A 24418-nucleotide genomic window follows, 5' to 3' on the forward strand; every position below is an offset into this window, starting at 1 on the left:
GCCCGGCGCCTTCGTGCGCGGGACGGCCGTCAGCCGCGCAGCATCTCCGCCAGCACCGACCGCCAGTCCTCGCCCGGCCGTTCCGCCAGCGGCCCGGCCAGGGTCTCCGCCCGGTAGCGGTGCCGGTGCAGCAGCCCGGGACCGGCCTGCGGCGAGGGGACGACGACGCTGCGGCCGCCGAGCAGCCGGACCAGCTCACCGGCCCACTCCGACCACGCCACGTGCCCGCCGACGGCGTTCACCACCCCGTCCACCGGCCGCTCCGCGCAGTGCGCGACGGCCCGCGCCAGCGCCGCCGCGTGCACCCAGGGAGCACCCGACCAGCGGTCGCCGGACGGCGGGACGGCGCCCGCCGGCGGCAGCACCACCGGCTCCCCGGCCCTGGCCGCCTGGTAGAGGGCGCCCGTCGCACCCCAGCGCAACTGGTCCCGCAGCCGCGGGTGCGCGCCCCACACGATCGGCGCGCGCACCACGCTCGCCCCGCCCCCCGGACCCGCCGCCTCCAGCAGCATCCGCTCGCACACGAGCTTGGCCCGCCCGTACGAGGACAGCGGCTCCTCCGACGGCGCGTCCTCCGCGACATCCGCCACGGACGGCACGCCGTACGCGTCGACACTGCTGACGAAGACGAACGGCCCCTCCCGGCGCGCCGACAGCAGGGCCCGCATCGCCGCCACGTCCACCTCCGGCGACGTGAACGTGCACGCCGCGTGGACGACCGCGGCCACGCCCTCGGCCGCCGCCCGCAGGCTCTCCGGATCGGCCAGGTCGCCCTCGGCGAGCTCGACGTCCACGCCCTCCGGCACCAGGTGCGCCGACTCCGGGCGCACCAGCGCCCGCACCGGGCGGCCCCGGGCGGCCAGTTCCCACAGGACGAACGCGCCGACGCCCCCGGTCGCACCGGTGACCAGCGTCGTCCCGGACCGCACCGGGCCGCCCGGCCGGCCGGAACGGCGCGCCGCCCGCCGCCGGGCGCGCTCCTCCAGCACCGCCGCGATCGTCCGCGGCGTGCGGTGCTCCAGGACCTCCAGGCCGGTGAACGGGGCGCCGAACCGCTCCCGCAGGCGCTCGGCCACCCGGACCGCGAGGAGCGAGTGCCCGCCCAGGAGGAAGAAGTCCCCGTCCGGGCCCGGCCGTTCGCCCAGCAGATCCGCGAACACCGCCTCCACGGCCTCGACCGAGTCCGCCGCGGCCCCGGCCTCCGGCGCGCGGGCCCCGCCCCGGGCCGCCGGTGCGACGGGCGCCCCGCGGGTGAGGGGACGGGCGCCGGACACCGCCGACACGGTCGTCAGCATCTCCGCGAAGCCGGTCAGCAGCTCCCGGGCCGTCCCCTCGGCCAGACGCCCGGTGTCGTACTGCACCACGCACCGCTCGGGAACGTCCCCGTACGCCTCCTCCAGGAAGAAGCCGAGACCGAACTTGGCCGTCCCCAGCGGCACGTCGACCGCCTCGGCCCTCGCGCCCCTCAGCTCCAGGACGACCGGACGGCCCGGCACGTCCGCCGTGACACCCACCAGCGCGCCGCCGCCCCCGTCCCGGGCCGCCGCGCCCAGCCGCTCCACGACCGCGTCGAAGGGCACGTGGCGGAACCGCTGCGCCCGCAGCACCTCGTCGCGCACCCGCACCAGCAGCGCGGGGAAGCCGGTGACACCGGACAGGTCCGGGCGGACGGCGAGGGTGTTGACGCACAGCCCGACCAGGCCGCGCAGCTCCGCCCGGTCGCGGTGGCTGCTCGCGCAGCCGACGACCAGGTCCTCCTCGCCCGTCGCCTCCAGCAGCGTCGCGAACGCGGCGGCGAGGACGACCGTGAACAGCGTGGCGCGGTGCGCACGGCCCACCGCCCGCAGGCCGTCGGCCGTGCCGGGCGGCAGTGGCGCGGTGAGGACGCGGCCCGCACCGCGCGGGCCCTCCGGGGCCGGGCCCGGCAGCGTCAACGGGCGGGCGCCCGCGAGCCGTTCCGTCCAGTACGCCAGGCCGGCGCCGCCGTCACCGGCCGTCGCGGCGCGCTCGCGCCGGGCGAAGTCCGTGTAGCGCGGCGCCTCCTGCGGGGGGTCACCGTCGCCGCCCTCCAGGGCCGCCGCGTAGCGGTCCGCCAGTTCCCGGGCGACGATCTCCAGCGCGCCGCCGTCCACGGCGATGTGATGGAACGTCAGGAGGACGGTGTGGTCGTCCGGGGCGTGCCGCAGGACCAGGGCCCGCAGGACGGGGCCCGCCGCGAGGTCGAACGGCCGGGCCGCCTCGTCGCGCAGCAGCCGCCGCGCCCCCTCCGCGTCGGCCGGGGCGTCCACCGTCCGCACCGGGACCGGGCCCGGCGCCGTCACCTCCTGGTACGGCTCGCCGTCGGTGTGCGGGTAACGGGTGCGCAGCACCTCGTGGCGGCGCACGAGCCCGGTCAGCGCCCGGGCGAACGCCCCGGGGGAGAAGGGGCCGCGCAGGCGGGACGCGAACGGCACGTTGTACAGGGCGCCCGCGTGGCCCAGGCGTTCGATCAGCCACATGCGGTGCTGGGCGTGGGAGAGCGGCGCCGGGCCGTCCGCCGCCGCCCGTTCGGCGCGGGGGCCCGCCGTGCGGGCGCGGGCCCGGCGCAGCAACTCCCGCTGCCGCTCGATGTCCTGGGCGGTCAGCATCGGCCGTCCTCCGCGCGGAGGGAGCCGGACAGCCCCCGCTCGACGAGCAGGGCCTGTTCCGCCAGGGTGGGCGCCGCGAAGAACGCGGCGAGGGACAGTTCCACGCCCAGGTCCTCGCGGAGGTCGTCCACGATGCCGAGCGCCAGCAGCGAATGGCCGCCCAGCGCCAGGAAGTCGGCGTCGGGCGAGACGACCTCGCGCTCCAGGGCCCGCGACCACGCGGCCGCCACCGCCTGCTCCACCGGGGTCAACTCCCGTGCACCCAAAGGCTGTGGTGTCTGTTGCCCGCCGGCCGGGGCGGCGGCCAGCGCGGCCCGGTCGACCTTGCCGTTGGCCGTCACGGGCAGGGACTCCACCACGGACCAGGCGGTCGGCACCATGTGGGGCGGCAGCAGGGCGGCGAGGTGGTCGCGCAGGGCGGCCTCCTCGGCCCCGGCGCCCCCGGCGGGCACGACGAACGCGGCCAGGCGCGCGTCCGTGCCGTCGTCGTTCCCGACGGCCGTCACCACCGCGTCCGCCACCCCGGCGTGCGAGCGCAGCGCATGCTCGATCTCGCCCGGCTCGATGCGGTAACCGCGCACCTTGACCTGGCCGTCCAGCCGGCCGTGGAACTCCAGCGTGCCGTCCGGGCGGGCCGAGACGAGGTCGCCGGTGCGGTAGACCCGGCCCCACTCCGGATGGTCGACGAAGCGCTCCGCCGTCCGCTCCGGCTGCCCCAGATAGCCCGGGGCCAGGCGGCCGCCGCCGATCAGCAGCTCGCCGCGCGTGCCGGCGGGCACGGCGGCCAGCCGGCCGTCCACGACGTGCGCCGTCGCCCCCGCGACCGGGCGGCCGATGGGCGGCGGCCCGTCGCAGTCCGCCTCGCGCACCCGGTGGACCGTGGCGACGCTGGTGGCCTCCGTCGGACCGTAGACGTTCAGCAACTCCAGCCACGGGTGCGCCCGCAGGACCGCACGAGCGTGCCGGGCCGACAGCGCCTCCCCGCCGACGAGCACACCGCGCAGGACGGAGAACAGCGCCGAGCCCCGCGCGGCGAGGTGGTGGAAGAGCGCCGTCGTCAGCAGCGCCACCGTGGCACCGAGGCGCTCCGCGTCACGGGCCAGGCCCTCCAGCGACCGCCGGTCCCCGGTGGAGACCGCCAGGGCGGCCCCGTTGGCGAGGGCGAGCCACTCCTCCATCGGGGAGGCGTCGAACGCGAGCGGCGAGTGGAACAGGACCCGGTCGCGCGGCGTCAGGGTCACGTACTCCGGATCCGTCACCAGCTCCGCCACGGCACCGTGGGGGACCGGGACGGGCTTGGGGCGCCCGGTCGAGCCCGAGGTGAACATCACGTAGGCGGTGGCGCCGGGAGCGCACGGGTGCGGCTCCGGCGCGGCGGCCTGCGGGACGTCCGGGGCGTCCTCGGCGGCGCCCGTCGCCGCCGAGACGGCCAGCGCCCGCCCGGCCGCGATGCCGGTGGCCTCCAGCAGGTCCTTCCCGCCCACGGTGAGGGCGGCCCCGGCGTCCGCCAGCATCCGCTCCGTGCGCGCCCGAGGGTACGCGGCGTCCAGCGGCACATAGTGACCGCCGGCCCACCAGACGGCGAGCTGGGCGACCACGAGACCGGGGGAGTGGGGCAGGAGCAGGCCCACGGGCGTGCCGGGGACGACACCGCGCTCGCGCAGCACACCCGCCAAGTTCCTCGCGGCGGTGGTCAGTTCGGCGTAGGTGAGCGCAGTGCCGCCGTCGGTGACGGCGAGGGCGGACGGCGTGGCGGCGGCATGGGCGAGGACGCGGGCGAGGACACCGCCGTCCGGGCCCTTGTACCCGGAGACTCCGCCCCCGGAGGGTGCGCTCCCTGCGCGGGCCGGGCCCGGTTCGGGATCCGCGGACGCGACAAGCCCCGGCGTCGTGACGGTCCGCGGTGCGCCGTCCGGCGCGTTCGCCGCCGCCCGCCGGTCCACGAGCGCCGCCAGCGCCCGCAGGTCCGGCCGGCGCAGCACCTGCGGGGCGCGCAGACGGACGCCGCGGTGCTCCTCCAGGGCCGTCAGCAGACGGGCCGCGGACAGCGAATCGCCGCCGGAGGCGAGGAAGTTGTCGTCCAAGGAGAGGTCCGGGCGGGACAGGAGGCCGCGGCAGAGGTCCAGGACGAGGTCCTCCGTGGCGGACGGCGCCGGGCCCCGCGAAGACTCCGGGGCCGGGGCCGCCGCGGCTGCGGCCAGTGCCGCCCGGTCCACCTTCCCGTTCGCGTCCAGCGGGAACGCGTCCACCCGGCGGACCACCGCCGGGACCGCCTGCTCGGGCAGCCAGGCGCGGGCCTCCGCCAGGAGGTCCGCGGCCGGCGGGGCCTCCGCGCCCGGGACCGGGCGGACGTAGGCGGTCAGCCGGGTGCCGCCGCCGGCGGCCGGCTCCGCGGCCACCACCGCGCGCAGGACGCGCGCGTCGCGCTCCAACGCGGCCTCCACCTCGGCCGGTTCGATCCGCACGCCCCGGATCTTCAGCTGCCCGTCCAGCCGCCCCAGGAACTCCAGGACGCCGTCCTCGCGCATCACCACCCGGTCCCCGGTGCGGTAGACCCGGTCCGTGCCCGTCACCCCCTCCGGCGGGGCGACGAAACGCCGCGCGGTCAGCTCCTCGTCGAGGTAGCCGAGCGCCAACGCCGCGCCGCCGACGCGCAGTTCGCCCGGCTCGCCGCGCGGCACCACCGCGCCCGCCGCGTCGGTGACGCAGACGACGACGCCCGGCAGCGGCGTGCCGATCGGCGGCGCCGGCTCGCCCTCCCCGCCGGCGGCCAGCGCGTGCGCGGTGACGAGCACCGTGCCCTCGGCCGGGCCGTAATGGTTGTCCACCCGCGCGGTCACGTCCGCGCCGGGCCGGCGGCGCAGCCGGTCGCCGCCCGTGCTCAGGTGCCGCAGCGCCAGACCGCGCGGCCACGGCCGTTCGAGCACCAGCTCGGCGAGCGGCGTCGGCAGGATGGACGCGGTCACCCCCGCCCGCCGCCACCAGCCGGTGAGGGTCTCCGGGTCCCAGCGCACGTCGTCCGGGGCGACGGCCAGCGCGGCACCCGAGGTCAGGGCCGTCCACAGCTCCATCAGGTGCGGGTCGAAGGAGACGCCGACGAGCAGGCTGTGCCGCTCCCCGGGCCCGCTGCCGGTGCGCGCGGCGTACCAGCGCAGCCGGGCCGCGAGCGCCGCCGACGACACCGCGACGGCCTTCGGCGTCCCGGTCGTGCCGGAGGTGAGCACCGCGTAGAAGGCGCCCGCGGGCGCCGGCTCGCCGTGCGCGGCGGGGAAGACGGCGACCGGTTCGCCGTCCGCGTTCGCGCCGGAGGACGGCAGCGGCAGCGGCGTCGTGCCGCCCGCCCGGTACGCCTCCGGCAGCGTGCCGGCCGTCCCGACGAGACAGGTCACCCGCAGACCGGCGGCCACCGCCGCCAGCCGCCGCTCGCCGGGGCGCGGCCCCAGCGGCAGGTAGACGGCGCCCAGCCGGGCCACCGCGACGGCGGTCGCCACCAGCGCGGCGGACCGGTCCAGGCACACGCCGACGAGGTCGCCGGGGCGCACCCGGCCGCGCAGCGCGTCGGCGGCGCGGTCGGCGAGCTCGTCCAACGCGCCGTAGCTCCACGACAGTTCGCCGTCCTCGACGGCGGGGGCGGACGGGTCCAGGCGGACCCGTTCCGCGAAGAGGGCCAGGACGTCGTCCGGGCCGGCAGGGGCGTCGGCGGGGCCGTACGCGACAGATGCAGTGGTCATGATTCCTCGTTCGCTCAGCTTCGGTCCGTGGCAGGCGGGTTCCGGCGGGAGAGCCCCGGCGGGGAGTTCCGCCGGGGGTCAGCCCAGGCCCATGGCCCGGGCGACGATCACCTTCTGGATCTCCGAGGTCCCCTCGACGATCGTCATCATCCGGACGTACCGGTACAGGAACTCCAGGGGATGCCCCCGCACCCACCCCGTCGCCCCGTGCACCCGCAGCGCCCGGTCCACCACGCGCACCGCCGTCTCCGACGCGGTCAGCTTCGCCAGCGCCGCGTTCTCCGGCGCCTCCACGCCCTCGTCCACCAGCCGCGCGCACGCCAGCGTCAGCAGCTTGGCCGCCTCGGTCTCGGCCCGGCCGGTCACCAGGTGCTCCTGGACGTGCTGGTACGCGCCGATCCGCTCCCCGAACGCACGCCGCTCCCGCGCGTACTCCACGCCCAGCCGCAGCGCGTACTCGGAGATGCCGTTGCACATCGCGGCCACCACCAGCCGGCCGCGCGAGAGGCTGTCGATGCCGTGGGCCAGGGCCGCGCCGACGCCCGCCTCGCCGCCGACGACCGCGTCGGCGGGCAACTCCACGTCGTCCAGGACGAGTTCGTACAGCTCCTCGCCCGACATCCCGGCGTAGCGCTGTCCGACGCGCAGCCGCGGGTGGTCCATGTCCACGACGAACGCCGTCGGGCCGCCGCCGCCCTCGGACTTCGCCTCGGCGATCACCAGCGCGAAGTCGGCGTGCCCGGCGTTGCTCACGAACGTCTTGCGGCCCCTGAGCACCCACCCGCCGTCCTCCCGGCGGGTCGCGGTGCTGCTCAGCCGGAACGCGTCCGACCCCGCGTCCGGCTCGGTCAGCGCCAGACAGCGCGTCGCCTCGCCGCGCACCAGCGGCACGAGGTACCGCTCGATCTGCTCGGGCGTGCCCTGCCGCAGCAGCGGGCTCGGCCCGTCCGAACCGGCCAGCGCGTAGGGCGCCAGCGGGCAGCCGCTGCGGCCGGCGGCGTGGTGCAGCAGGACGACGGCGGTGAACGGCATGCCGGAGCCGCCCAGTTCCTCGGGGTGGTCGGCGGCGTAGAAGCCCAGCCGGGCCGAGCGCCCGCGGACGTACGAGCGCAGGTCGGCCGGCGGCAGGTCGCCGTTCCCGGGGAGGTCCGCGGCCAGCGGCACCAGCTCGCGGCGGACGAACGACTCGAACGAGTCGACGATCTCCCGGTGTCCGGCCTCCAGGACGGAGGAGGGGGCGGTGGTCATCGGGTGGCCTCCGCGACGGCGCGGGCCTGTTCGGCCAGGAGGGGGTGCTGGAAGAGGATCCGCAGCGGCGGGCGGGTGCCCAGCCGGTGCTCCAGCCACGCCGCGAGCTGCGCGGCGAGCAGCGAGTGCCCGCCGACCTGGAAGAAGTGGGACGACGGGCCGAACCGGTCGTGGCCCAGCACCTCGCGCCAGCCCTCGCTCAGCAGGGCCACCGCCGGATCGGCGGCCCGGTCCGCAGCCGCCTCCTCCTCCGGCTCCGCCCAGGGCCGGGCGGTCTCCGCGAGGCGGGACAGCGCGGCCCGGTCGGGCTTGCCGCCCGGCAGCAGCGGCATGCGCTCCAGCCGGATCCAGCGGGCGGGGACGAGGGCGGCGGGCAGCCGGGCGGACAGGGCCTTGTGCAGCAGTACCTGGTCGGGCTCGGCGCCGCCGTCGAGGAAGCCGACCAGGCACGGGCCGGCGGACGAGGTCCCCAGGACGACCGCGCACGAGCGGCCGCCCAGCTCGGCGGAGGCCGCCGCCTCGATCTCCTCGGGCTCGATGCGGTATCCGCGCAGCTTGACCTGGTTGTCGTGGCGGCCCAGGAAGCGCAGCAGCCCGTCGCGGCCCCGGTAGCCCAGATCGCCCGTCAGATAGACCCGCTCGCCGCCGAGCGCCGGGACGGTCACGAACCGCGCCGCCGTGGCCTCGGCCGCCGCCTCGTCACCGACGTACCCCTCGGCCAGCCCGGCGCCCGCGACGGCCAGTTGACCGACCGCGCCGTCCGGCAGCGGACGCAGCCCCGCGCCCAGCACGTGCACCGCCATGCCCGGCAGCGCGCGGCCCAGCGGCACCTCGGCCGCCGGATCCTCCGCGAGCCGGTCGCGGGAGACCTCGTGGACCGTGGTGGTGACCGTCGCCTCGGTCACCCCGTACGCGTTGAGGACCGGTGCGTCCGTCGCCGCCAGCAGCTCCCGCAGCGCGGCCGCGGGGAACCGCTCGCCGCCCGCCACCAGCAGCCGCGGCCGCCAACGGCCGTCGCGCAGCGCCTCGGTCAGCTCCTCGCGCACCGCGAGGAGGTAACTCGTGGGCAGGTTCGCCACGGTGACGGAGCGTGACGCCAGGACGGCCGTCAGCTCCGCGCCCGTCGGCACCTCCCGCTGCGGCACCACCAGACAGGCGCCCGCCCACAGCGTCGGCAGCACCTCCTCCAGCGCCACGTCGAAGGACGGCTGGGCGAACAGCAGCACCCGGTCGTCGCCCGTCAGTCCGTAGCGCCCGGCCATGACCCTCGTGTGGTGGGCCAGCGCCGGACGGCCGACCGCGACCGCCTTCGGCAGACCGGTGGAACCCGAGGTGTGGATGACGTACGCCGTCCCCGGCATGACGCCGGCGTCGCGGGCCGCCGGGAACCCCTCGTCCAGGAGCGCGACCGGCAGTCCCTCGGCGGGCAGGGACAGCGCGCCCTCCCGGTCGGCGAGCACCAGCGCCGGGCCGAGCCGCTCCAGCAGGGTCGTGAGCCGGTCCGCCGGGTCGTTCGGCGACAGCGGGCAGTACACCGCGCCCATCCGCAGACAGGCCAGCAGGGCCACCACGCTGTCGGCGCCGCGCGGCAGCACCGCCGCCACCGGCTGCCCCGGGCGCACCCCCGCCGCCCGCAGCCGGGCGGCCAACTCGCCGGCCGCGCGCCCGAGTTCGCCGTAGGTCAGCCGCCGGGCGCCGCTCACCAGCGCGACGCGGCCCGCGTCGTGGCGCGCCACGGGGTCCAGGGCGCCGTCCGCCTCGTCCGCCGCCGGCGCCGTCCGCGCCGGGACGGGCTCCGGGGCGAGCGCCGCCAACTCGGCCGCCGGCGTGTCGAGATAGGCGCGCAGCAGGGCGAGGAAGCGGTCGGCGAGCAGCCGCGCGGTCTCCTCGTCGAACAGGTCGCGGTCGTAGTCCCACACCAGCGTCATCCCGGCCGGCCCCCGGCGCGGGCCGACCGTGCGCCGGTCGTCGGGGATGAGCACCAGGTCCAGGTCGAAACGGGTCGTCCCGGTGTTGAAGCCCTCGAACAGCGACACCTCCAGGCCCGGCACCTCCGTCCCGGGCAGCGCCGCGTCGTGGGCGCTGAACATCACGGAGAACAGCGGGTTGTCGGCGCCCGTGGTGTGCAGGCCCAGCTCGCGCGTCAACTCCTGGACCGGCACCTCCTGATGGGGCAGCGCCCGGATCAGCGCGTCGGTGACCTCGTCCACCATCTCGTCCGCGCCCGCCCCGGGGTCCAGGCGCAGGCGCAGCGGAAGGGTGTTGACGAACATGCCGACCGTCTCCTCGAAGCCGGCCGGGCGGTTGCCGACCGCCGTGCCGACGACCAGGTCGGCGCGGCCGCTGTGCCGCCGCAGCAGCTCGGCGAACAGGCCCAGGAGCGTCGAGAACGGGGTATGGCCCATCGCGCGGCTGTGCTCGCGCAGCCGCTCCGCCAGCTCCGCGTCCACGGACTGCCGCAGCTGGGCGCCCGCGTGCCGGCGCCGGACCCCCGGCCGGGCCAGGCCGGGCAGCGGCAGGCCGAAGGAGGCGCCGGCCAGCTCGCGCCGCCAGTGCGCCAGGCTCGCCCCGCGCCGCTCCGCGCGGCCGGCGGCGTCGGCCGCGACGTGCTCGGCGTACGACGGCGCGGCGGGCAGCGCCACGGGCTCGCCCAGGACCCGCGCCCGGTAGACGGCGAACACGTCGCGCAGCAGGATCGCGAACGAGTGCCCGTCGTGGACGAGATGGTGCTCGACGTGGATCAGCCGGTGGTGGTCCTCGGCCAGGCGCACCAGGCACCAGCGCAGCAGCGGCGCCTCGTGGACGTCCAGCGGCGCCTCGGCCTCCGCGCGCAGCAGCCGGCCGAACGCCGCCCCGGGATCCTCCTCCCCCGAGAGGTCCACGCTCCGCAGCCGTGGCGCGCAGCCCTCGCGGACGCGCTGGAGCGGCAACGCGCCTGGCCTGTCGACGAGTTCGAGGCGCAGAGCCGGATGGCGCTCCAGCGCGGCGGCGAGACCGGCCCGCAGCGCGTCCTCGTCGAGCACGCCGCGCAGGTCCACGGTGGCGGTGAAGTTGTAGGCGCGGCTGCCGGGGAGCATCTGCTCGTGCAGCCAGACGATCTCCTGGGATGCGGAGAGTCCGAACATGATCAACCCTTCCTTGTCGGGTGGTTGTCGCGCGTAGATCGTGCGGGCGGGCCGGCGGCGCCGTACGCCGGTCGGGCGGGCGGCGCGTGCCGGGGAGCGGCGGGGTCAGGGCCGGTCGGGCCGGACCCCCGCCGAGCCGGAGAGCGTGGCGACGAGGCGGGCGAAGGCTCTTTCCGCCCGGTCGCCGGGGAGCGCCGTGCGCTGCCAGTCCATGCGGACCAGCAGGTCCCGGCCGTAGGAGACGGTGACGGCGAAGGGCCCGGGCAGGGGGCGGCCGTCGAGGTGCGTCTCGTGCCCGGTGGCGTCGCCGAGCCGCAGCGGCGGACGCCGGTCCAGGTCCTCGAAGGTCAGCAGGCCGTCGAGCCGTCCGGCCCAGGGCACACCGGCGGCCCGCGCCGCGTGCACCACCTCGTCGAACGGGGCGTCGGCATGGTCCAGATCGTCCCACCACGCGGCGGTGCGCGCCTCCCGGCCGGCGCCGTCGGCCGGGTGCGCGACGGTGTTGAGGAAGCAGCCCAGGACCGGCCCGGCCCCTGCCGGCCGCCCGCCCCAGGGGTAGCCCAGCGCCGGCACGTACGCCTCGCCGTACACCGCGCGGGCGGCCTCGGCACAGGCGTCGAGCGCGGCCGGGAAGGCCACGGCGCGGGCCCCGCCCTCCGGCAGCGGCAGCCGGCGTTCGGCGCTGCCCGTGCCCGCCGCGTCCGGCTCTCCGGCGGGTGCGGGCGGCGGGCGCAGGGCGGACAGCCGCCCGGCCCAGTAGGCGAGGGAGCCGGGCGCCGACGCCCGCTCCTCGGCGGCGAGCTGGAGCCGGACGGCCTCGCCGTAGGCGGCCGCCTCGCCGGCGGCCCGCGGCGCGGGCACGTCCTGCGGGCCGAGCCCCTCGCCGTAGGCGAGCGACAGATCGGCGGTGATCCGGCCCAGCGACCGCTCGTCGCACACCGTGTGGTCCAGCACGAGCGCGAGCAGCTCCCGGGGCCCGGCGGGCCCGCCGTCCGCCGCCAGGAACAGCCGCAGCGGCGGCCCGTCGGGGGACCAGCCGGCCAGCGCCCGGCGCAGCGCGTCCTCCGCCGTCCGCCCCGGCGGCACCGGCAGTCGCCGCACCAGGCCCTCGGCGGCGGCCAGTCGCTGGACGGGCACGCCGCGCCGCACCTCGACGCGGGACCGCAACGCCGGGTGCAGGGCCGCCAGATGACACGCGGCCGCGTGCAACCGGGCCACGTCCACCGCGCCCGCGGGGAACGAGAAGAACAGCGGGACGAGATCGGGCCGGCCGGTGGGCCGCATCCGGCGGGCGAGGACGAAACGGCGCTGCGCTCCCGTGAGGGGGAGCAACGCCTCGGTGTCCGGGGCCTGTTCGGCGACGTGCCGGTAGCGGCCGAGATAGGACGAGGTGATGCTGCGGGACTGCACGCTGACCTCCCGCGCGCCCCGGGGCGCGACGGTTCACGGGGACGACGGACGATGACGTGTGGGGGGAGGTGGGGGCCTCAGCCCGCGACGGGGCCGGGCGCGTGCGCGGCGGCCGGCACGGGCAGGTCGCGCAGCCGCCGCAGGGGGGAGAACAGGAGCGGAAGGGGCACCAGCAGGAAGCCGGCCGCGCACGTCCAGACCGCCGCACGGGGGCCGGCGGCGTCGGCCACGGCCCCGCCGGCCAGGGCGCCGAAGGGCATCGTGCCCCAGACCAGGAAGCGCAGGGTCGCGTTCATCCGCCCCGACAGCTCCGGCGGGCAGAGGAGTTGGCGGAAGGACACCTGGGCGACGTTGTAGACCACGGCGCCGAAGAAGACGGCGGCCGAGGCGACGGCGAACCACAGCGCCGCGGCGCCGCGCCCCGCCAGCGGCCACAGGACGGCGAACGGGCCGGTGGCCAGCGGCGCGAGCCAGATCACGCGGGCTCTTCCCACCGCCCGCGCGAGGGCGCCCGCGCACAGCGCCCCGGCCAGGCCGCCGACGGCGGAGGCGGACATCATCAGGCCGACGACACCGGCGGGCAGCTGGAGGACGCGGACGAGGAAGACGGTCTGCACGGCGACGAGCATCGCGCCGAAGAAGTTGGCGACCGCCGTCGAGCAGGCGATCATGCGCAGGGACGGGTGCCGGAAGACGAAGGCCAGTCCCTCTCCGACCTGGGCGCGCAGCGAGGCCCCCGTCGCGGGCGCCGGGGGTGGTTCGGGGGTGCGGATGCCGCGCAGGAAGAGCGCGGACAGCAGATAGCCGGCGGCGTCCGCGACGAGCGCGAACGGCGCCCCGACGGCCTGGACGAGGGCCCCGCCCAGCCCGGGCCCGGCCACCTGGGCCGACGAACGCACCGTCTCCAGCGCCCCGTTGCCGGACACGAGCTGCTCGCGGGGGAGCAGCGAGGGCAGATAGCTCTGGTGCGCGACGTCGAAGAAGACCGTCGCCACCCCGGTGACCAGGGCGACCAGATAGAGCTGGGGCATGGTCAGCACCCCGGCCCAGGCGGCCAGCGGCAGACAGGCCATGGCCACGGCCCGTACGACGTCCGCGCGGACGAGCACGGGCAGCCGCCGCATGCGGTCCACCCAGGCACCGGCGGGCAGACCGACGAGCAGGAACGCGGCGGTCTCGGCCGCGGTGAGCAGCCCCGTGCCGAACGGCGAGGCGTCCAGCTCCACCACGGCGACCAGCGGCAGGGCCACCAGGGTCACCTGGGCGCCGACCTGGCCGGTCGCCGCGCCGGCCAGCAGCAGCCGGAAGTCACGGTGGCGTAAGGGGCCGCCGCCGTCGGAGGTCATTGACAACATTTGACAGACATTTGGCTACTGCGGTGCGTTCAGTCAAAAGAAGCGACCGTATCCGGCCACCCCTGTCCGCATTACGGACAACCAGGTGTGCACGGCGCGGCAAACGGTTCCGTACCGTCAGATGAACGTCACCCCATGTGAGAGCGGGTGACGGGCGGTACGCGGGCGACTGCGGAACGCTCCCGTGGATGTCCGGAATTCGGTGCCCCGGACATCCACGGAGCTCCGCCGGAGGCCGGCGTCAGCGGCCGGGCACCACGACCTTCCGGCCCGCCGTGCTCAGCGGCACCGGGATCGTCCGCTCGACCGGCGCCGCACTGCTCCTGGCCCGCCCGTCGAGCGGCTTCTGCACGGCGTTGACGCTGAGCGAGACGCCCTGCCCGCCGGAGAACGTGCCGCTCGCGAAGGCGTTCACCCCGTCGCCCGTGATCTCGTAGCCGGACGTGTCGGCGATCCCGTTGGCCCGGCAGTCGCGGAAGACCTCCTCGATCGGGACGAACCACAGCCAGTGGCGGTCCCCGTCGTGGTTGAGGTCCACCTTCTCCTCGAACCAGACGGCCACGCTGCCGGTGAGGCCGACCGTCGCCGTCCAGTCGATGTCGTACTTCTGCGTCCCGACCACCAGCGACGCCTCGACCACCGACTTCGCCGGGATCTTCAGCGGCAGGTCGACGCTCCAGTTCTGCGTCTCCTTGTGCGAGAACTCCTGCGTGGACGACAGCGTCGCCTCGATCGACGTCGTCTCGCTCACCTTCGCGACGGCCGGCACCTCCGCCGACACCTGCACCGTCACCCCCGCCTTCAGCGACTCCGTCACCGAGATCCGCAGGTCCTGCTCGGTCGTCCGGCTCTGCTTGTAGGTGACGGTCTGCTCGACGTCCGTGCCGTTGCGGTAGGTGGTGACGACGGAGGTGACCTGGCCCGGGACGGGGGAGGGGGCGTTGGGGTCGTAGACGATCCCGCTGTACTTCGCGCGGACCTGGTACTGGTGGTAGCTCCCCAGGGCGCTCTGCCTGCCGTAGTCCGTCGAGGCCGTGAACCGGCACCCGTTGGACTGCGGGAACCGCTCCTTGGCCATCCACCGGCCCCAGGCGTCGGTTATCTCCTGGAGCGGACGGGAGGAGACGCCCTTGCCCTTCGCGCCCCTCCCGGCGGCCTGGACGCGGGTGGCCGCCGAGGCGGCGGGCGCGGCGAGGAGGCCCCCGGCGGGGACGGCGGCGGCGACGCCGACGGCGGGGGCGAGGGTCAGAAGGCGCCGTCTGGAGACATGACTCATTGAATTCCGTACTTTCGAGCGGGGGATTGGGGGGACGGCGACCGAAGTCGCTTGAGAGGCAATGCAATCGGCATCGTGTTCCCGTGGGTAGGGACTTTGGTCCCGAGCCGGGCGCCGGACCTGCGGCTTTCCCTCCGCCTCCGCCTGACGGCATGTCAGCGGCCGCTCCCCGGGCTCACCCTCCGTACGTCGCCTCCGCCTCGCCCAGCACCGCCGCGAAGTCCCCGGCCAGCCGCACCGCCTCCGCCTCCGTGAGGTCCGCCGTCGTGATCCGCACACCCGGCCCCGACGCCACGCGGAACCGGGCCCCCGCCGCCACCCACCAGCCGCGCGTGCGCAACCCGTTGACCACCGCGGACTCGTCGGCGACGGGCACCCACACGTTCATCCCGCTCCGGCCGTGGGCGGTGACGCCCCGCTCCGCGAGCGCCGCCACCAGGGCGCCGCGCCGCCGCGCGTACACCGCGCCCGCCCGACCGACCAGGTCCCTCGTGCCCGGATCGGTCAACAGCGCCAGGACGGTGGCCTGGAGGAGATGGCTGACCCAGCCCGAGGTCAGCAGCAGGCGCCCGTCGTGCCGGGCGAGCGTCGTCGCGTCGCACGCGGCCGCGGCCCATCTCAGGTCCGCGCCCAGCGACTTGGTGACCGTCCGCACATGCGCCCACCGGGCCGGGCCCGCCGCGCACAGCGAGTGCAGCGGGGCGCCGGCGATGCCCCACGCGTAGTCGTTCTCGACCACGAGCACGTCGGACGCCCCGCGCACCAGCGCGGCCAGGGCGTCCCGGCGGGCGGGGGAGAGGCAGCCGCCGTACGGGTTCTGGGCGCGCGGGCTGAGCACCACGGCCCGTACGCCGTCCTCCCGCAGCGCGGCGCACAGCGCCTCGGGCCGCATCCCCTCCTCGTCCACGGCCACCGGCACCGTGCGCAGCCCCAGGGCGGTGACCAGATCGAGCAGGTGGTGGTAGCCGGGGTCCTCGACGGCGACCGCGTCACCGGGCCGCAGCTCGACCGACAGCAGGCGGCCCACCAGGTCGAGCGCCCCGTGCGCGAAGGTGACATGCCCGGCGGGCACGCCGTCGCGCTCCAGCCACCCCCGCACCGCCTCCTCCAGCTCCGGCAGCCGGGGCGCCGCCCGGTGCGACCGGGACACCGGCAACGCCCGTACGCCCGGCGCCGCGTCGGGCAGCAGCGCGGGGTCGGGACGGCCGCCCGCCAGATTGCGCAGCCCCTCCGGGACCTTCGGCGGACGGCGCGACGCGGCGGCGGGCGCCTCCGCGACGACCGTGCCGCCCCGGCCACGGGTCACGACGATGCCCCGGCGGCGCAGCTCCTGGTAGGCCGCCGCCACCGTGCCGGGGCTCACCCCGAGCCGCTCGGCGAGGCGGCGCACCGGGGGCAGGGTGGCCCCCGCCCCCAACGCGCCCGCCGACACGGCGCGTTCCGCCGACGCCGAAATCTCCTTGGCCGTCGTCCCGTTGATCGCATATTGTATCGCCACGTAATCAACTATGTACCAGTACAAAGTGGTTGGCAAGGCCGCGACAGCACGGGGGGACGCGCAATGACCACGAGAGTCCGAACAGCGGTGCACCGCATACCCGGCGGCCGCGACGGCCGCCGCATGCTGCTGGTCGCCCTGGTGGACCGGACCGGCAGCGGACTGTGGGCCGCCACCTCCGTCCTGTACTTCACCCACGTCGCCCACCTGTCCGTGGGCCGGGTCGGCGCCCTCGCCGCCGTCGCCGGATGCGCCGGCCTCGCGGGCGCGCCGGCCGGCGGACGCCTCGCCGACCGGTTCCCCGTCACCCGCGTCCTCCTCGCCTTCCAACTGCTGCGCGCCGCCGCCTCCCTGGGCATGCTGACCGGCGACGCCTTCTGGCCGCTGCTGGTCTGCTCGGCGGCCGGAGGATTCGGCGACCGGGCGGCGAGCGTGCTCACCAAGCTCTACGCCTCCCGCGTCGCCGGCGCCGACCGGGTGCGCTACCAGGCCGTCAACCGCACCGTCGCCAACGTCGGCTGGACCGTCGGCGGCCTCGGCGCGGCCGCCGCCCTCGCCGCCGGGACGACCGCCGTCTACCGCCTCCTCCTGCTCGGCGACGCCCTGTCGTTCGCGGCCGCCGCCCTCCTCACCGCCCGCTGCGCCGAGCTCCCCGCCGCCGCCCCGACCCCCGCCGCCGCCCCGGACGGCGCCGGACCCGCGGGCCCCTGGCGCGACCGCACCTATCTCGCCTACGTCGTGACGGACGCGGTGCTGTTCCTCGACGACGCCGTCTTCAAGGTCGGACTGCCGCTGTGGGCGGTGCACGCCACCGCCGCCCCCGACGGAGCCGTTCCGCTGCTCCTCATGGTCAACACCGTGATGGTCGTGGCCCTCCAGGTCCCCCTCGCCCGCTTCGGCACCACGACCGCCGCCGCCCGCCGGCTGCTCCTGCCGCTCTCCCTCGCCTTCGCCGCCGGGGGCGTCGCGCTCGCGGCCTCCGCCGTGCGGGGCGCCGCCCTCGCGACCGTGTGCCTCGCCCTCGGCGCGGCGGCCTTCACCCTCGCCGAGATGCTGCACGCCGTCGTCTCCTGGGAGCTGTCGATCGCCCTCGCCCCCGACCGCGCCCAGGGCGCCTACCTGGGCGTCCACGGACTGGCCCAGGCGAGCCAGCGCGCGGCCGGCCCGCTCGCCGTCACCGCCGCCGTCGCCACCGGCCCCCTCGGCTGGGGACTCTTCGGCACCGCCATCGCCCTCTCCTGCCTCCTCCAGCACCGCCTCGTCCGCGACCGGCTCGCCACCGGGCCGAGCGCACCGGACCGGGGGAGCCCGGCCGCGATGCACCGACCCGCGGACGGCGTACGGACCGGCTGACGCCGCGTCGCCGCCGACGGGGCCCCGTGGACGGCCGATGCCCTTCGCGACGGACGGATCGGCGTCCGCCCAAGGGCAGTTGAGCGCCGGGGCCGTCCCGCAGGGCGCGGTTCGACGGTCGCCCGGACCGTCGGCAGGTCCCCAACCGGCTGCCGCTCCAGGGCGTTGACGGCCACGGCCGCCCCGCGCGGTGCCGCCCGCGATCCGACCGGCCGCCCTTCACAACGGCCGGCGCTCCGCCGCGCCCTCTCCCCACGCCCCCCGGGCGTCGGGAAAGGGCCCCCGCGCCGCCGGTACCGCGCCCGCGCCCGGCGCGCTGCCGCGCCGGACGAGCGGGCGGGACAGGAGCGCCGCCCCCGCGGCGAGGCCGGTCACCACCGTGCCGGCCGTGACGAAGGCCCCCGGGGGCGAGAGGTCGGCGAGCGGCGGCAGGAGCAGTATCGCGGTGACGCTGCCCGCGCGGGTGGCCGTGTGCTCGACGGACATCAGGCGCAGCCGTTCGGCGGGCGGGAACGCGCCCAGGCGGGCCCGGAGGGTGACGGTCCCCAGCGGGGCGGCCAGGCCGACCAGGACGGAGAGGAGTTCGAGGACGGGCACGTGGTCGGTCAGGCCCATGCACGCGGTCGCCACCCCGTCCGTCGCCCACGCCGCACAGCACACCAGGAGCCAGGCCCGCGGCCGCCAGGCACCCGCCACCGGGTTGCCGATGAGCGCGCCGACGCCGACGGCGGCGGTGATCAGCCCGTAGACGCCGGCGCCCGCGCCGTGCCGGGCGGCCAGCAGCGCGGGCATCGCCACCGTGGTCGCGGCGGCCGTGAACGGCAGCGCGCCGTGTGCGAGGATGCCGAGGCCCACCCGGGGATGCTCCCTGAGCAGCTCCGGGGCGCGCGCGGCCGCGGGACGGCCGCCGGGCGCCGCCGGGACCACCGGACCGTGCCGGCGGGCCGTCGCGGCCAGCGCCGCCGAGGACACCGCGAAGGCCGCCCCGACGAAGGCGAAGAGCTCCACCTTGGAGAACGCCAGCAACAGCAGGGCCGCACAGGCGTGTCCGGTCGTGCGGGCGATGCGGCCGGTGAGGTCGAACAGCCCGGTCACCGCCTGGACGCGCCACGGTTCGACGAGCGTGGGGACGAGCGCCTCCAGATTGGGGTCGAAGAGCGCCCCGAGCGTCCCGAGCACGAGGACGCCCGCCAGGACGACGGCCGTGCCCGGCACGTCGGGCGACCACAGGAACGGCAGGGCCGTGGCGACGGCCGCCCGCGCGGCCTCCACCCGGGCCAGGGCCCCGTACGAGGCGAAGCGCGCCACCACGCGCCGCCCCGCCGCGCCCAGCACCACGTAGGGCGCCGACTCGAGGATCGCCACCAGACCCGTCAGCGAGGCCGAGCCCGTCCCCGCCCACACGCTCCACATCACCGCGACCGTGTGGAGACGGTCGCCCAGGACGGACAACGCCCGCGCCAGCCACAGCAGCAGCACGGGCCCCCGCCGCAACAGCCGCAGATACTCCATCCGCCCTCCCGGCCCGCCCGCACCTGCGGTCAACCTAGACGGCAGACAAGGACGGCACGGGCGTTTCGGGACGACAACACCCTTGAGGGCGCACGGCGATGAAGGGAAGGCAAGGGGTGTTCGATCCAAAAGCCACAAAGGCCATAAGAGGCACAAGAAGCAGTAAGAAGCAGTAAGGAGCATAAGAGGCCGGCGAGAGGTCATGAACAGGTCATGAAGAGGCCATGGCCGCCGCCCGGCCGGCTCCGGGTCCGGCCGACCCGGTGCCGCCGGCCCGGCGGCGACCCGCTCCGGGCCCCCACGACCGGAGCACCGGCCCGGGCCGCTCGGCGGACGTACCCCGACGCCCTCCCCCGATTCCCTGAGCGGCCCGGCCCGGTACCTCCAGTCAACCGGACCCGCTGGTCGCCGGGCGGTCGCCCGCCGGGCGGTTCCCGGCGACGAGGGTCGCCAGGAGCGCCGCGGCCGCCGGCCGGCGCATCACGAAGTGCACGTCCCAGTCGGCGCCGCGCGCCAGTTCGGCCTCCACCGCCGCCCACAGCGCCCCGACGCTCGTCCCGTACGGCAGCCCGCCGCGCCCCGACCCCAGCAGTGGGAAGCACACCGACCGCAGGGGCGGGTCGAACAGGTCGCGCTCCTCGGCCATGACCGCGAAGACCCGGGCCGCGGTGCGGGTGACGTCCGAGGGCAGGACGTCGTAGTCGTTGGTGCCGGGCCGGGGGATGGCGACGGCCGAGTGGTAGATCCGGCGGATGCCCTGGGCCGCCAGCGCCCCCGCCCCCGTCGCGGCCACCGTGCCGGACGGCACCGGCCGCCCCGCCGCCCCGTTGTCCTTCGCCCAGGCGCGCAGCGCCTCGTGGACGCAGTCCTCCAGGATGTCGCCGTTGACGCCGCGCACCGCGCCGGCGCGGCGCAGCGACGCGGAGACGGACGACTTGTAGGGCTCGGGCAGGGCGAGGTGCGTGTTGGTGGGGGAGACCACCACGTCCACGTCGCGCAGCAGGTCCACCGGGTGGACGTGGACGGTGAAACGGGCGGTGCGCCGGGCGACGGGGACGTGCAGGACCCGGTGCGTGGCGGTGGTCTGCCAGCTCGTGGCCCCGGGCCCGTACGTCCGGCCGATCACCTCGGTGACCTGCCCGAGCACCATCAACTCCTGGTCCTTGCGGAACCGTTCGACGCTCACCCCGTACAACTCGGCCGCGCGCCGCCGCCGGTCGGCGCCCGGCCAGTCGCGGGTGCCCTGCGCCAGGCCGAGCACGTACTCGGCGGCCGTGCGCAGGGTGCCCTCGTCGAGCCGCGCCACCGAGAGCCTCAGCAGGCTCTCGACGGTGCCGTCGGGGGTCTGGGCCGCCGCCATCTCCAGGGCGGGCAGGCGCAGGGAGCGCAGCCGGGTCAGGCCCGCCCTCCTGACCTCCCTCAGCTCCCGGAGAATGGCGGGGAATTCATCATCCAGCGGTGGGTCGGACGGCATGGCTCCGCCAATCGGGGTCGGACGAGCGGGTGGGGACGGACGGTGCGGTGGGGCCGGTGGGTTCACTGCGGCCACGGGGGGACGATGGCCGCGCGCAGCGGGGCGAGGAGGAGATTCGCCTCGGCGATGCCCCGGGGGGAACCCAGGTCCCGGTAGGCGTGGACGCGCACGGGGGAGACCGCCGGGTCCGGGCAGCGGTCCTCGAAGAGCACCGCGGACAGCCGAGGCCGGTGGCGGCGCGACTGCCACACCAGTCCCATGGCGTCGGGGGTCTGCGTCCGCATCGCGCTCGCCCAGCGCCGCGTCGTGGCATAGTGCTCCCCCTCCGCCTCCAGGAGCCACGAGTCCTGGCACACCGCCGCCAGGTCCTCCTCGGTGATCAGCGAGATCAGGCGCAGTTCCGCCGCCGTGACCAGCATGCTCAGGGCCCGTCCGGCGACCGCCGCGTAGGGGATGAGGCGCATCCCGGACTCCACGTCGAAGTCCACCGAGCGCAGGAGCGTTTCGGCCAGGGCGGTGGCCGGGTCCGAGGCCATGTAGAGGGAGCCGTACGGGTCGAGGGGCGTGCCGTCGAACCGGTTGCCGCAGAAGCGGGCGCCGGGGGCGGCGGGCTTGAACTGGCCGGGGCCCCGCCGGGCGGTGTGCACCCGCCACCACCGCCGGCCGGCCGGGACGACGTAGGTGTGCGGACGCATCGTGTAGGTGGCCGGGGAGACGTTGCCGGTCATTCCTCCCCCTTCACCAGCGCCCGTGCGGCACTGGCCAGGACTTCGTCCGGCAACTCCCCGAGGAAGGAGGCGGGCGGGCCGCCCAGCCAGGTGTTGCCGCTCAACCACCAGTCCGCGGCGCCCCAGGGGTCGACCTCCGCGAGCAGCAGCTGGTTGACCGAACGGACGACGGAGACGGGCCCGCCGGTTTCACCGGCGAACTGGAAGGCGGGGTACCGGTCGCCGCGGACCGGGTCCGCCAGCCGTATCAGATCGCCGGGCAGCGGTTCCTCGGCGCACCGGTCGCGCACCTCGGCCGCGGAGAGCGAAGGGGCGGCCAGCAGCCGCCGCTTGACCGCCGCGATGATCCCCGCGGTGCGGCGCGTCGCCGGGCGGCCCGCCATCAGCTGGACGAGCAGCGGCCACGCCCGTGCGGCCGGGCCGGGCCGCGGATGCCCCGGCGCGGCCGGGGCCCCGGGCGGTCTGCGGGCGGGGGAGGCGGGGTGGCCGGCCGGCAGCGGGGCCAGCGCGCGCTCGACGTCCCGTTCCGCGCGGGCCGTCGCCGCGCCGTCGCCGTCCGCGCAGGTGAGGTCGCGCAGGGCGGACAGGAGCAGGTCGTACTGGTCGTCGTCCAGGCACGAGCGGATGCTGTCCGCGTGCTGCCCGATCAGGCGGAGCAGTTCCTCCGCGGGCGTCATGCGGACCTCCTCCCGGGCACCGGGCGCAGCGCTTCCCCCCGATGCCCGGCCCCACGGGTCCGCGGGGGCGTGCGACGTGCGTCTCGCCTCATCACCGTTCACGGACCGAAGGTAGCGGCTCGAACGCCCCTTCGTGCACCGGAATCGCTGCCCGCCCCGTCCGGCACCACGGCCGCACGGGCACCACGGATCCAGGAGAGACGTGCCCCGACCCCGGTGCCGTCATCCTACGGCGCCGCCACCGCCCGGACCACGGGTCATTCCGCACCGGTTGCGGAAGCGGGCGGCAGGGGCGCGGCGGCGGGCCGTCTCAGCGCGCGCCCGGCCGTGCCAGCACCAGCTCCGTGTTGTGGTCCCGGGCCGAGCCCAGCTTCTTCGCCGGGGTGGCGTACGGGTCGTTGTAGGACAACTCCCGGTACAGCGCGGCCAGTCCGGCCTCCGAGGTGTCGGCCGCGTCGGCCCGGTACGGCGCCGCGGACTCGACGAGCGTGGTGAACAGCGACAGCGTGCCGTCGCCGTTGTCGGTCAGCTCGATCACCCGCGCGTGCTGCGGATAGTCGATGTGGGACGCGGTGTTGACCTCCCAGAAGGCCCGCTCGGGCACGGCGTGGCCGTGCGGGGTGATCCGGTTCTCGTGGCTGTGGCCGTTCACCCAGGCGACCACGTTCGGGAAGCGCTGCAGGAGCGCGGCCAGCGCGCCGCCGTCGTGCCGCTTCTCGAAGGGGCGGTACGGATCGGGCAGCAGGTTGCCCATCGAGGTGCTGGTGTGGTGGCTGAAGACGACGACCGGCTCGTCCGCCCCCCGCCCGCGCACCACACGGCCGTCCTCGTCGTACCAGTGGCCGCTGTGCGACCTGAGCACCGACTCCAGCCATCTCAGCTGGGCCGTCCCGATCGAACCGTCCGCGAAACCGGCCCGGTTGGTGGTGTCCAGGCTCACGCCCAGGACCCCGGGCGCGACCGGGAAGGTGTAGTACAGCCGCCCCTGCTCCACGGCCGACGGCGTGAAGCCGTGGCCCGCCGGCCCGGCCCCGGTGTACCGCGGGTCGAGGTGGGCCTTGGCGAACTCGGCCGGGGTGAAGGGGGCGCGGCGCGGGTCGGGGGTGACGCGGCGCACGGGACCGGCCGTCCGCAGCAGGTGGGCCACGCGCTCGACGGCCTTCCCGGGATCGGTGCGCAGGGCGTCGGCCAGCGCCGCCGCCTCGGCGCTGTCGCAGCCCTCCAGCTTGCGGTCGCCCGTGTACAGGGAGCGCAGCAGCCCGAGGTCGGGCAGGGTGCCCTCGACGCTGTCGTCGTGGTTGCCGACCGTGGTGTACCACGGGGTGCGCAGCCCCGGCGCGGTGAACGGGCGGCCCGCGGCCGTCAGGAAGCCGGGGATCCGGGGGAATCCCCGGGCCTTGTAGACGTCGTTCGCCGCCGACTCGGGCTGCCAGAACTCGGCGTTGCCGGAGTTCTGCACGCCCTCGTAACGGGCCGGGTCGCCACTGCTCGGAGTGATCCGGCCGCCGCTCATCACCGAGAGGTACCAGTCGAGTTCGATCCTCTCGTGGTTGTCGGTGTTGTCGCCGGTGGCCATCACCAGGGAGAACGGCGCGCCCGTATAGGGGCCGCGGCCCAGCGCGTTGACGCGCTCCACGAGCGACGAGGCGCCGCGCACGGTGAGCGTCTCGTGGGGACGGTGCGCGCTGTCGACGAGGCGGGCCAGGTACTCGAACCGCACGGGCGACTCGGTGTCGGCCAGGTGCAGATCGGTGAACTGCACGAAGCAGGCCAGCGCGGTGCGCCCGCCGTCGCGGGCCGCGGCCCGGCGGACGCCGCGGGGCGCGAGCTCGTCCCGCACCACCAGCGGCCAGCCGGGACCGGCCTGGAGCCGCTTGTACGGCCCGGCGCCGGCCGGCTCGGCGACCTGGGCGAGGGTCGTGCCCTCGACGCGGACGGCCCGCGCGGCGGTGGCGGCGAGGGCCCGGTCGAGCGCGGCCGCGGACGCGAAGCGGCCGTCGGCCAGGGGCAGGGACGCCGCGGCGGCGACGGCCGCCGTACCGGTGAGGAACTGGCGCCTGTTGTAGGAGGACATGCCTCGATCTCCTGGTGGGTGCCGGACAGCAGAATCGCACTACTGTTCAGGTCATGATGGGCCGTCAACCTCGCGCACGGCCCTGGCCGGAGTGTGAACGGTCGGCGAAGGGTCGGTGAGCGAACGGTGTCCGTCCCCCCCCGTCCGGACAGCGCCCGCGACAGGAGGACGCAGATGTCGCCCGAACCGTTCCCGAACGCCCGCCATGTCCCGCCGGGTTGGCCGCCACCGCCGCCAAGCCACCCCCGAATACGCCCACTTCGGGCACGGGCGCGCACAGGAAACACCCTCACCGGGGCCATCTCGTCGCTCGTTCGGATGAGTTGCGTT

The 24418-nt window shown here is 76.5% G+C and carries 14 protein-coding genes; 1 reads left to right on the forward strand and 13 read right to left on the reverse strand.

Going from position 1 to position 24418, the window contains the following annotated elements:
- Positions 1–29: 29 nt before the first annotated feature.
- From AC230_RS21885 to AC230_RS21925, 8 genes are all read right to left on the reverse strand, one after another.
- Positions 30–2627: a condensation domain-containing protein gene (locus AC230_RS21885; protein ID WP_049718017.1), complete on the reverse strand. Its 2598-nt coding sequence runs from the start codon at positions 2625–2627 to the stop codon at positions 30–32.
- Entirely contained in the window at positions 2621–6358 is a 3738-nt protein-coding gene (locus AC230_RS33950) for an amino acid adenylation domain-containing protein (RefSeq protein ID WP_241833327.1), read from the reverse strand. Before AC230_RS33950 ends, AC230_RS21885 begins: the two co-directional genes overlap by 7 nt.
- Positions 6359–6436: 78 nt before the next feature.
- A complete protein-coding gene (locus AC230_RS21900) occupies positions 6437–7606 on the reverse strand; it encodes an acyl-CoA dehydrogenase family protein (RefSeq protein ID WP_049718018.1) in 1170 nt (389 codons plus the stop codon).
- A complete protein-coding gene (locus tag AC230_RS21905) occupies positions 7603–10731 on the reverse strand; it encodes a non-ribosomal peptide synthetase (RefSeq protein WP_049718019.1) in 3129 nt (1042 codons plus the stop codon). Before AC230_RS21905 ends, AC230_RS21900 begins: the two co-directional genes overlap by 4 nt.
- A gap of 105 nt (positions 10732–10836) precedes the next feature.
- Positions 10837–12141 (reverse strand): non-ribosomal peptide synthetase, encoded by a 1305-nt coding sequence (locus tag AC230_RS21910; RefSeq protein WP_049718020.1) that lies wholly within the window; start codon positions 12139–12141, stop codon positions 10837–10839.
- A 77-nt stretch (positions 12142–12218) separates the two neighbouring features.
- Complete coding sequence (locus AC230_RS21915) at positions 12219–13487, reverse strand: MFS transporter (RefSeq protein ID WP_049718021.1); 1269 nt, start codon at positions 13485–13487, stop codon at positions 12219–12221.
- A 250-nt stretch (positions 13488–13737) separates the two neighbouring features.
- The gene (locus tag AC230_RS21920; RefSeq protein WP_049718022.1) at positions 13738–14772 is read right to left on the reverse strand and encodes a cytotoxin leucocidin; all 1035 of its coding nucleotides are present in this window, start codon (positions 14770–14772) and stop codon (positions 13738–13740) included.
- A 175-nt stretch (positions 14773–14947) separates the two neighbouring features.
- Positions 14948–16270 (reverse strand): aminotransferase class I/II-fold pyridoxal phosphate-dependent enzyme, encoded by a 1323-nt coding sequence (locus AC230_RS21925; RefSeq protein ID WP_049718023.1) that lies wholly within the window; start codon positions 16268–16270, stop codon positions 14948–14950.
- Positions 16271–16333: 63 nt separating this feature from the next.
- Here AC230_RS21925 and AC230_RS21930 point away from each other — a divergent pair, with 63 nt between their 5' ends.
- Complete coding sequence (locus AC230_RS21930; RefSeq protein ID WP_277816927.1) at positions 16334–17623, forward strand: MFS transporter; 1290 nt, start codon at positions 16334–16336, stop codon at positions 17621–17623.
- 219 nt (positions 17624–17842) lie between these two features.
- On the opposite strand, the gene AC230_RS21935 is transcribed toward AC230_RS21930, so the two are convergent.
- From AC230_RS21935 to AC230_RS21955, 5 genes are all read right to left on the reverse strand, one after another.
- Complete coding sequence (locus AC230_RS21935; RefSeq protein ID WP_049718024.1) at positions 17843–19135, reverse strand: MFS transporter; 1293 nt, start codon at positions 19133–19135, stop codon at positions 17843–17845.
- Positions 19136–19523: 388 nt separating this feature from the next.
- Positions 19524–20609 carry a macro domain-containing protein gene (locus AC230_RS21940; protein WP_049718025.1) on the reverse strand — a complete coding sequence of 362 codons (1086 nt, stop codon included), beginning with the start codon at positions 20607–20609 and terminating at the stop codon, positions 19524–19526.
- A gap of 62 nt (positions 20610–20671) precedes the next feature.
- Entirely contained in the window at positions 20672–21337 is a 666-nt protein-coding gene (locus AC230_RS21945; protein ID WP_241833328.1) for an RES family NAD+ phosphorylase, read from the reverse strand.
- Positions 21334–22014, reverse strand: coding sequence for a flagellar biosynthesis protein FlhF (locus tag AC230_RS21950; protein WP_049718026.1), 681 nt, complete (start codon positions 22012–22014; stop codon positions 21334–21336). The genes AC230_RS21945 and AC230_RS21950 overlap by 4 nt, the downstream gene beginning before the upstream one ends.
- Before the next feature lie 310 nt (positions 22015–22324).
- Positions 22325–24088 carry a TIGR03767 family metallophosphoesterase gene (locus tag AC230_RS21955; RefSeq protein ID WP_049718027.1) on the reverse strand — a complete coding sequence of 588 codons (1764 nt, stop codon included), beginning with the start codon at positions 24086–24088 and terminating at the stop codon, positions 22325–22327.
- Between the last annotated feature and the right edge of the window lie 330 nt (positions 24089–24418).

The organism is Streptomyces caatingaensis, assembly GCF_001187435.1.
GTDB classification, from domain to species: domain Bacteria; phylum Actinomycetota; class Actinomycetes; order Streptomycetales; family Streptomycetaceae; genus Streptomyces; species Streptomyces caatingaensis.

Bases quoted from the DNA above. Each gene is read 5' to 3' on its own strand.
- AC230_RS21900 (WP_049718018.1), bottom strand. From the start codon at position 7,606: ATGACCACCGCCCCCTCCTCCGTCCTGGAGGCCGGACACCGGGAGATC.
- AC230_RS21955 (WP_049718027.1), bottom strand. From the start codon at position 24,088: ATGTCCTCCTACAACAGGCGCCAGTTCCTCACCGGTACGGCGGCCGTC.
- AC230_RS21915 (WP_049718021.1), bottom strand. From the start codon at position 13,487: ATGACCTCCGACGGCGGCGGCCCCTTACGCCACCGTGACTTCCGGCTG.
- AC230_RS21920 (WP_049718022.1), bottom strand. From the start codon at position 14,772: ATGAGTCATGTCTCCAGACGGCGCCTTCTGACCCTCGCCCCCGCCGTC.
- AC230_RS21940 (WP_049718025.1), bottom strand. From the start codon at position 20,609: ATGCCGTCCGACCCACCGCTGGATGATGAATTCCCCGCCATTCTCCGG.
- AC230_RS21950 (WP_049718026.1), bottom strand. From the start codon at position 22,014: ATGACGCCCGCGGAGGAACTGCTCCGCCTGATCGGGCAGCACGCGGAC.
- AC230_RS21905 (WP_049718019.1), bottom strand. From the start codon at position 10,731: ATGTTCGGACTCTCCGCATCCCAGGAGATCGTCTGGCTGCACGAGCAG.
- AC230_RS21935 (WP_049718024.1), bottom strand. From the start codon at position 19,135: ATGGAGTATCTGCGGCTGTTGCGGCGGGGGCCCGTGCTGCTGCTGTGG.
- AC230_RS21945 (WP_241833328.1), bottom strand. From the start codon at position 21,337: ATGACCGGCAACGTCTCCCCGGCCACCTACACGATGCGTCCGCACACC.
- AC230_RS21930 (WP_277816927.1), top strand. From the start codon at position 16,334: ATGACCACGAGAGTCCGAACAGCGGTGCACCGCATACCCGGCGGCCGC.
- AC230_RS33950 (WP_241833327.1), bottom strand. From the start codon at position 6,358: ATGACCACTGCATCTGTCGCGTACGGCCCCGCCGACGCCCCTGCCGGC.
- AC230_RS21885 (WP_049718017.1), bottom strand. From the start codon at position 2,627: ATGCTGACCGCCCAGGACATCGAGCGGCAGCGGGAGTTGCTGCGCCGG.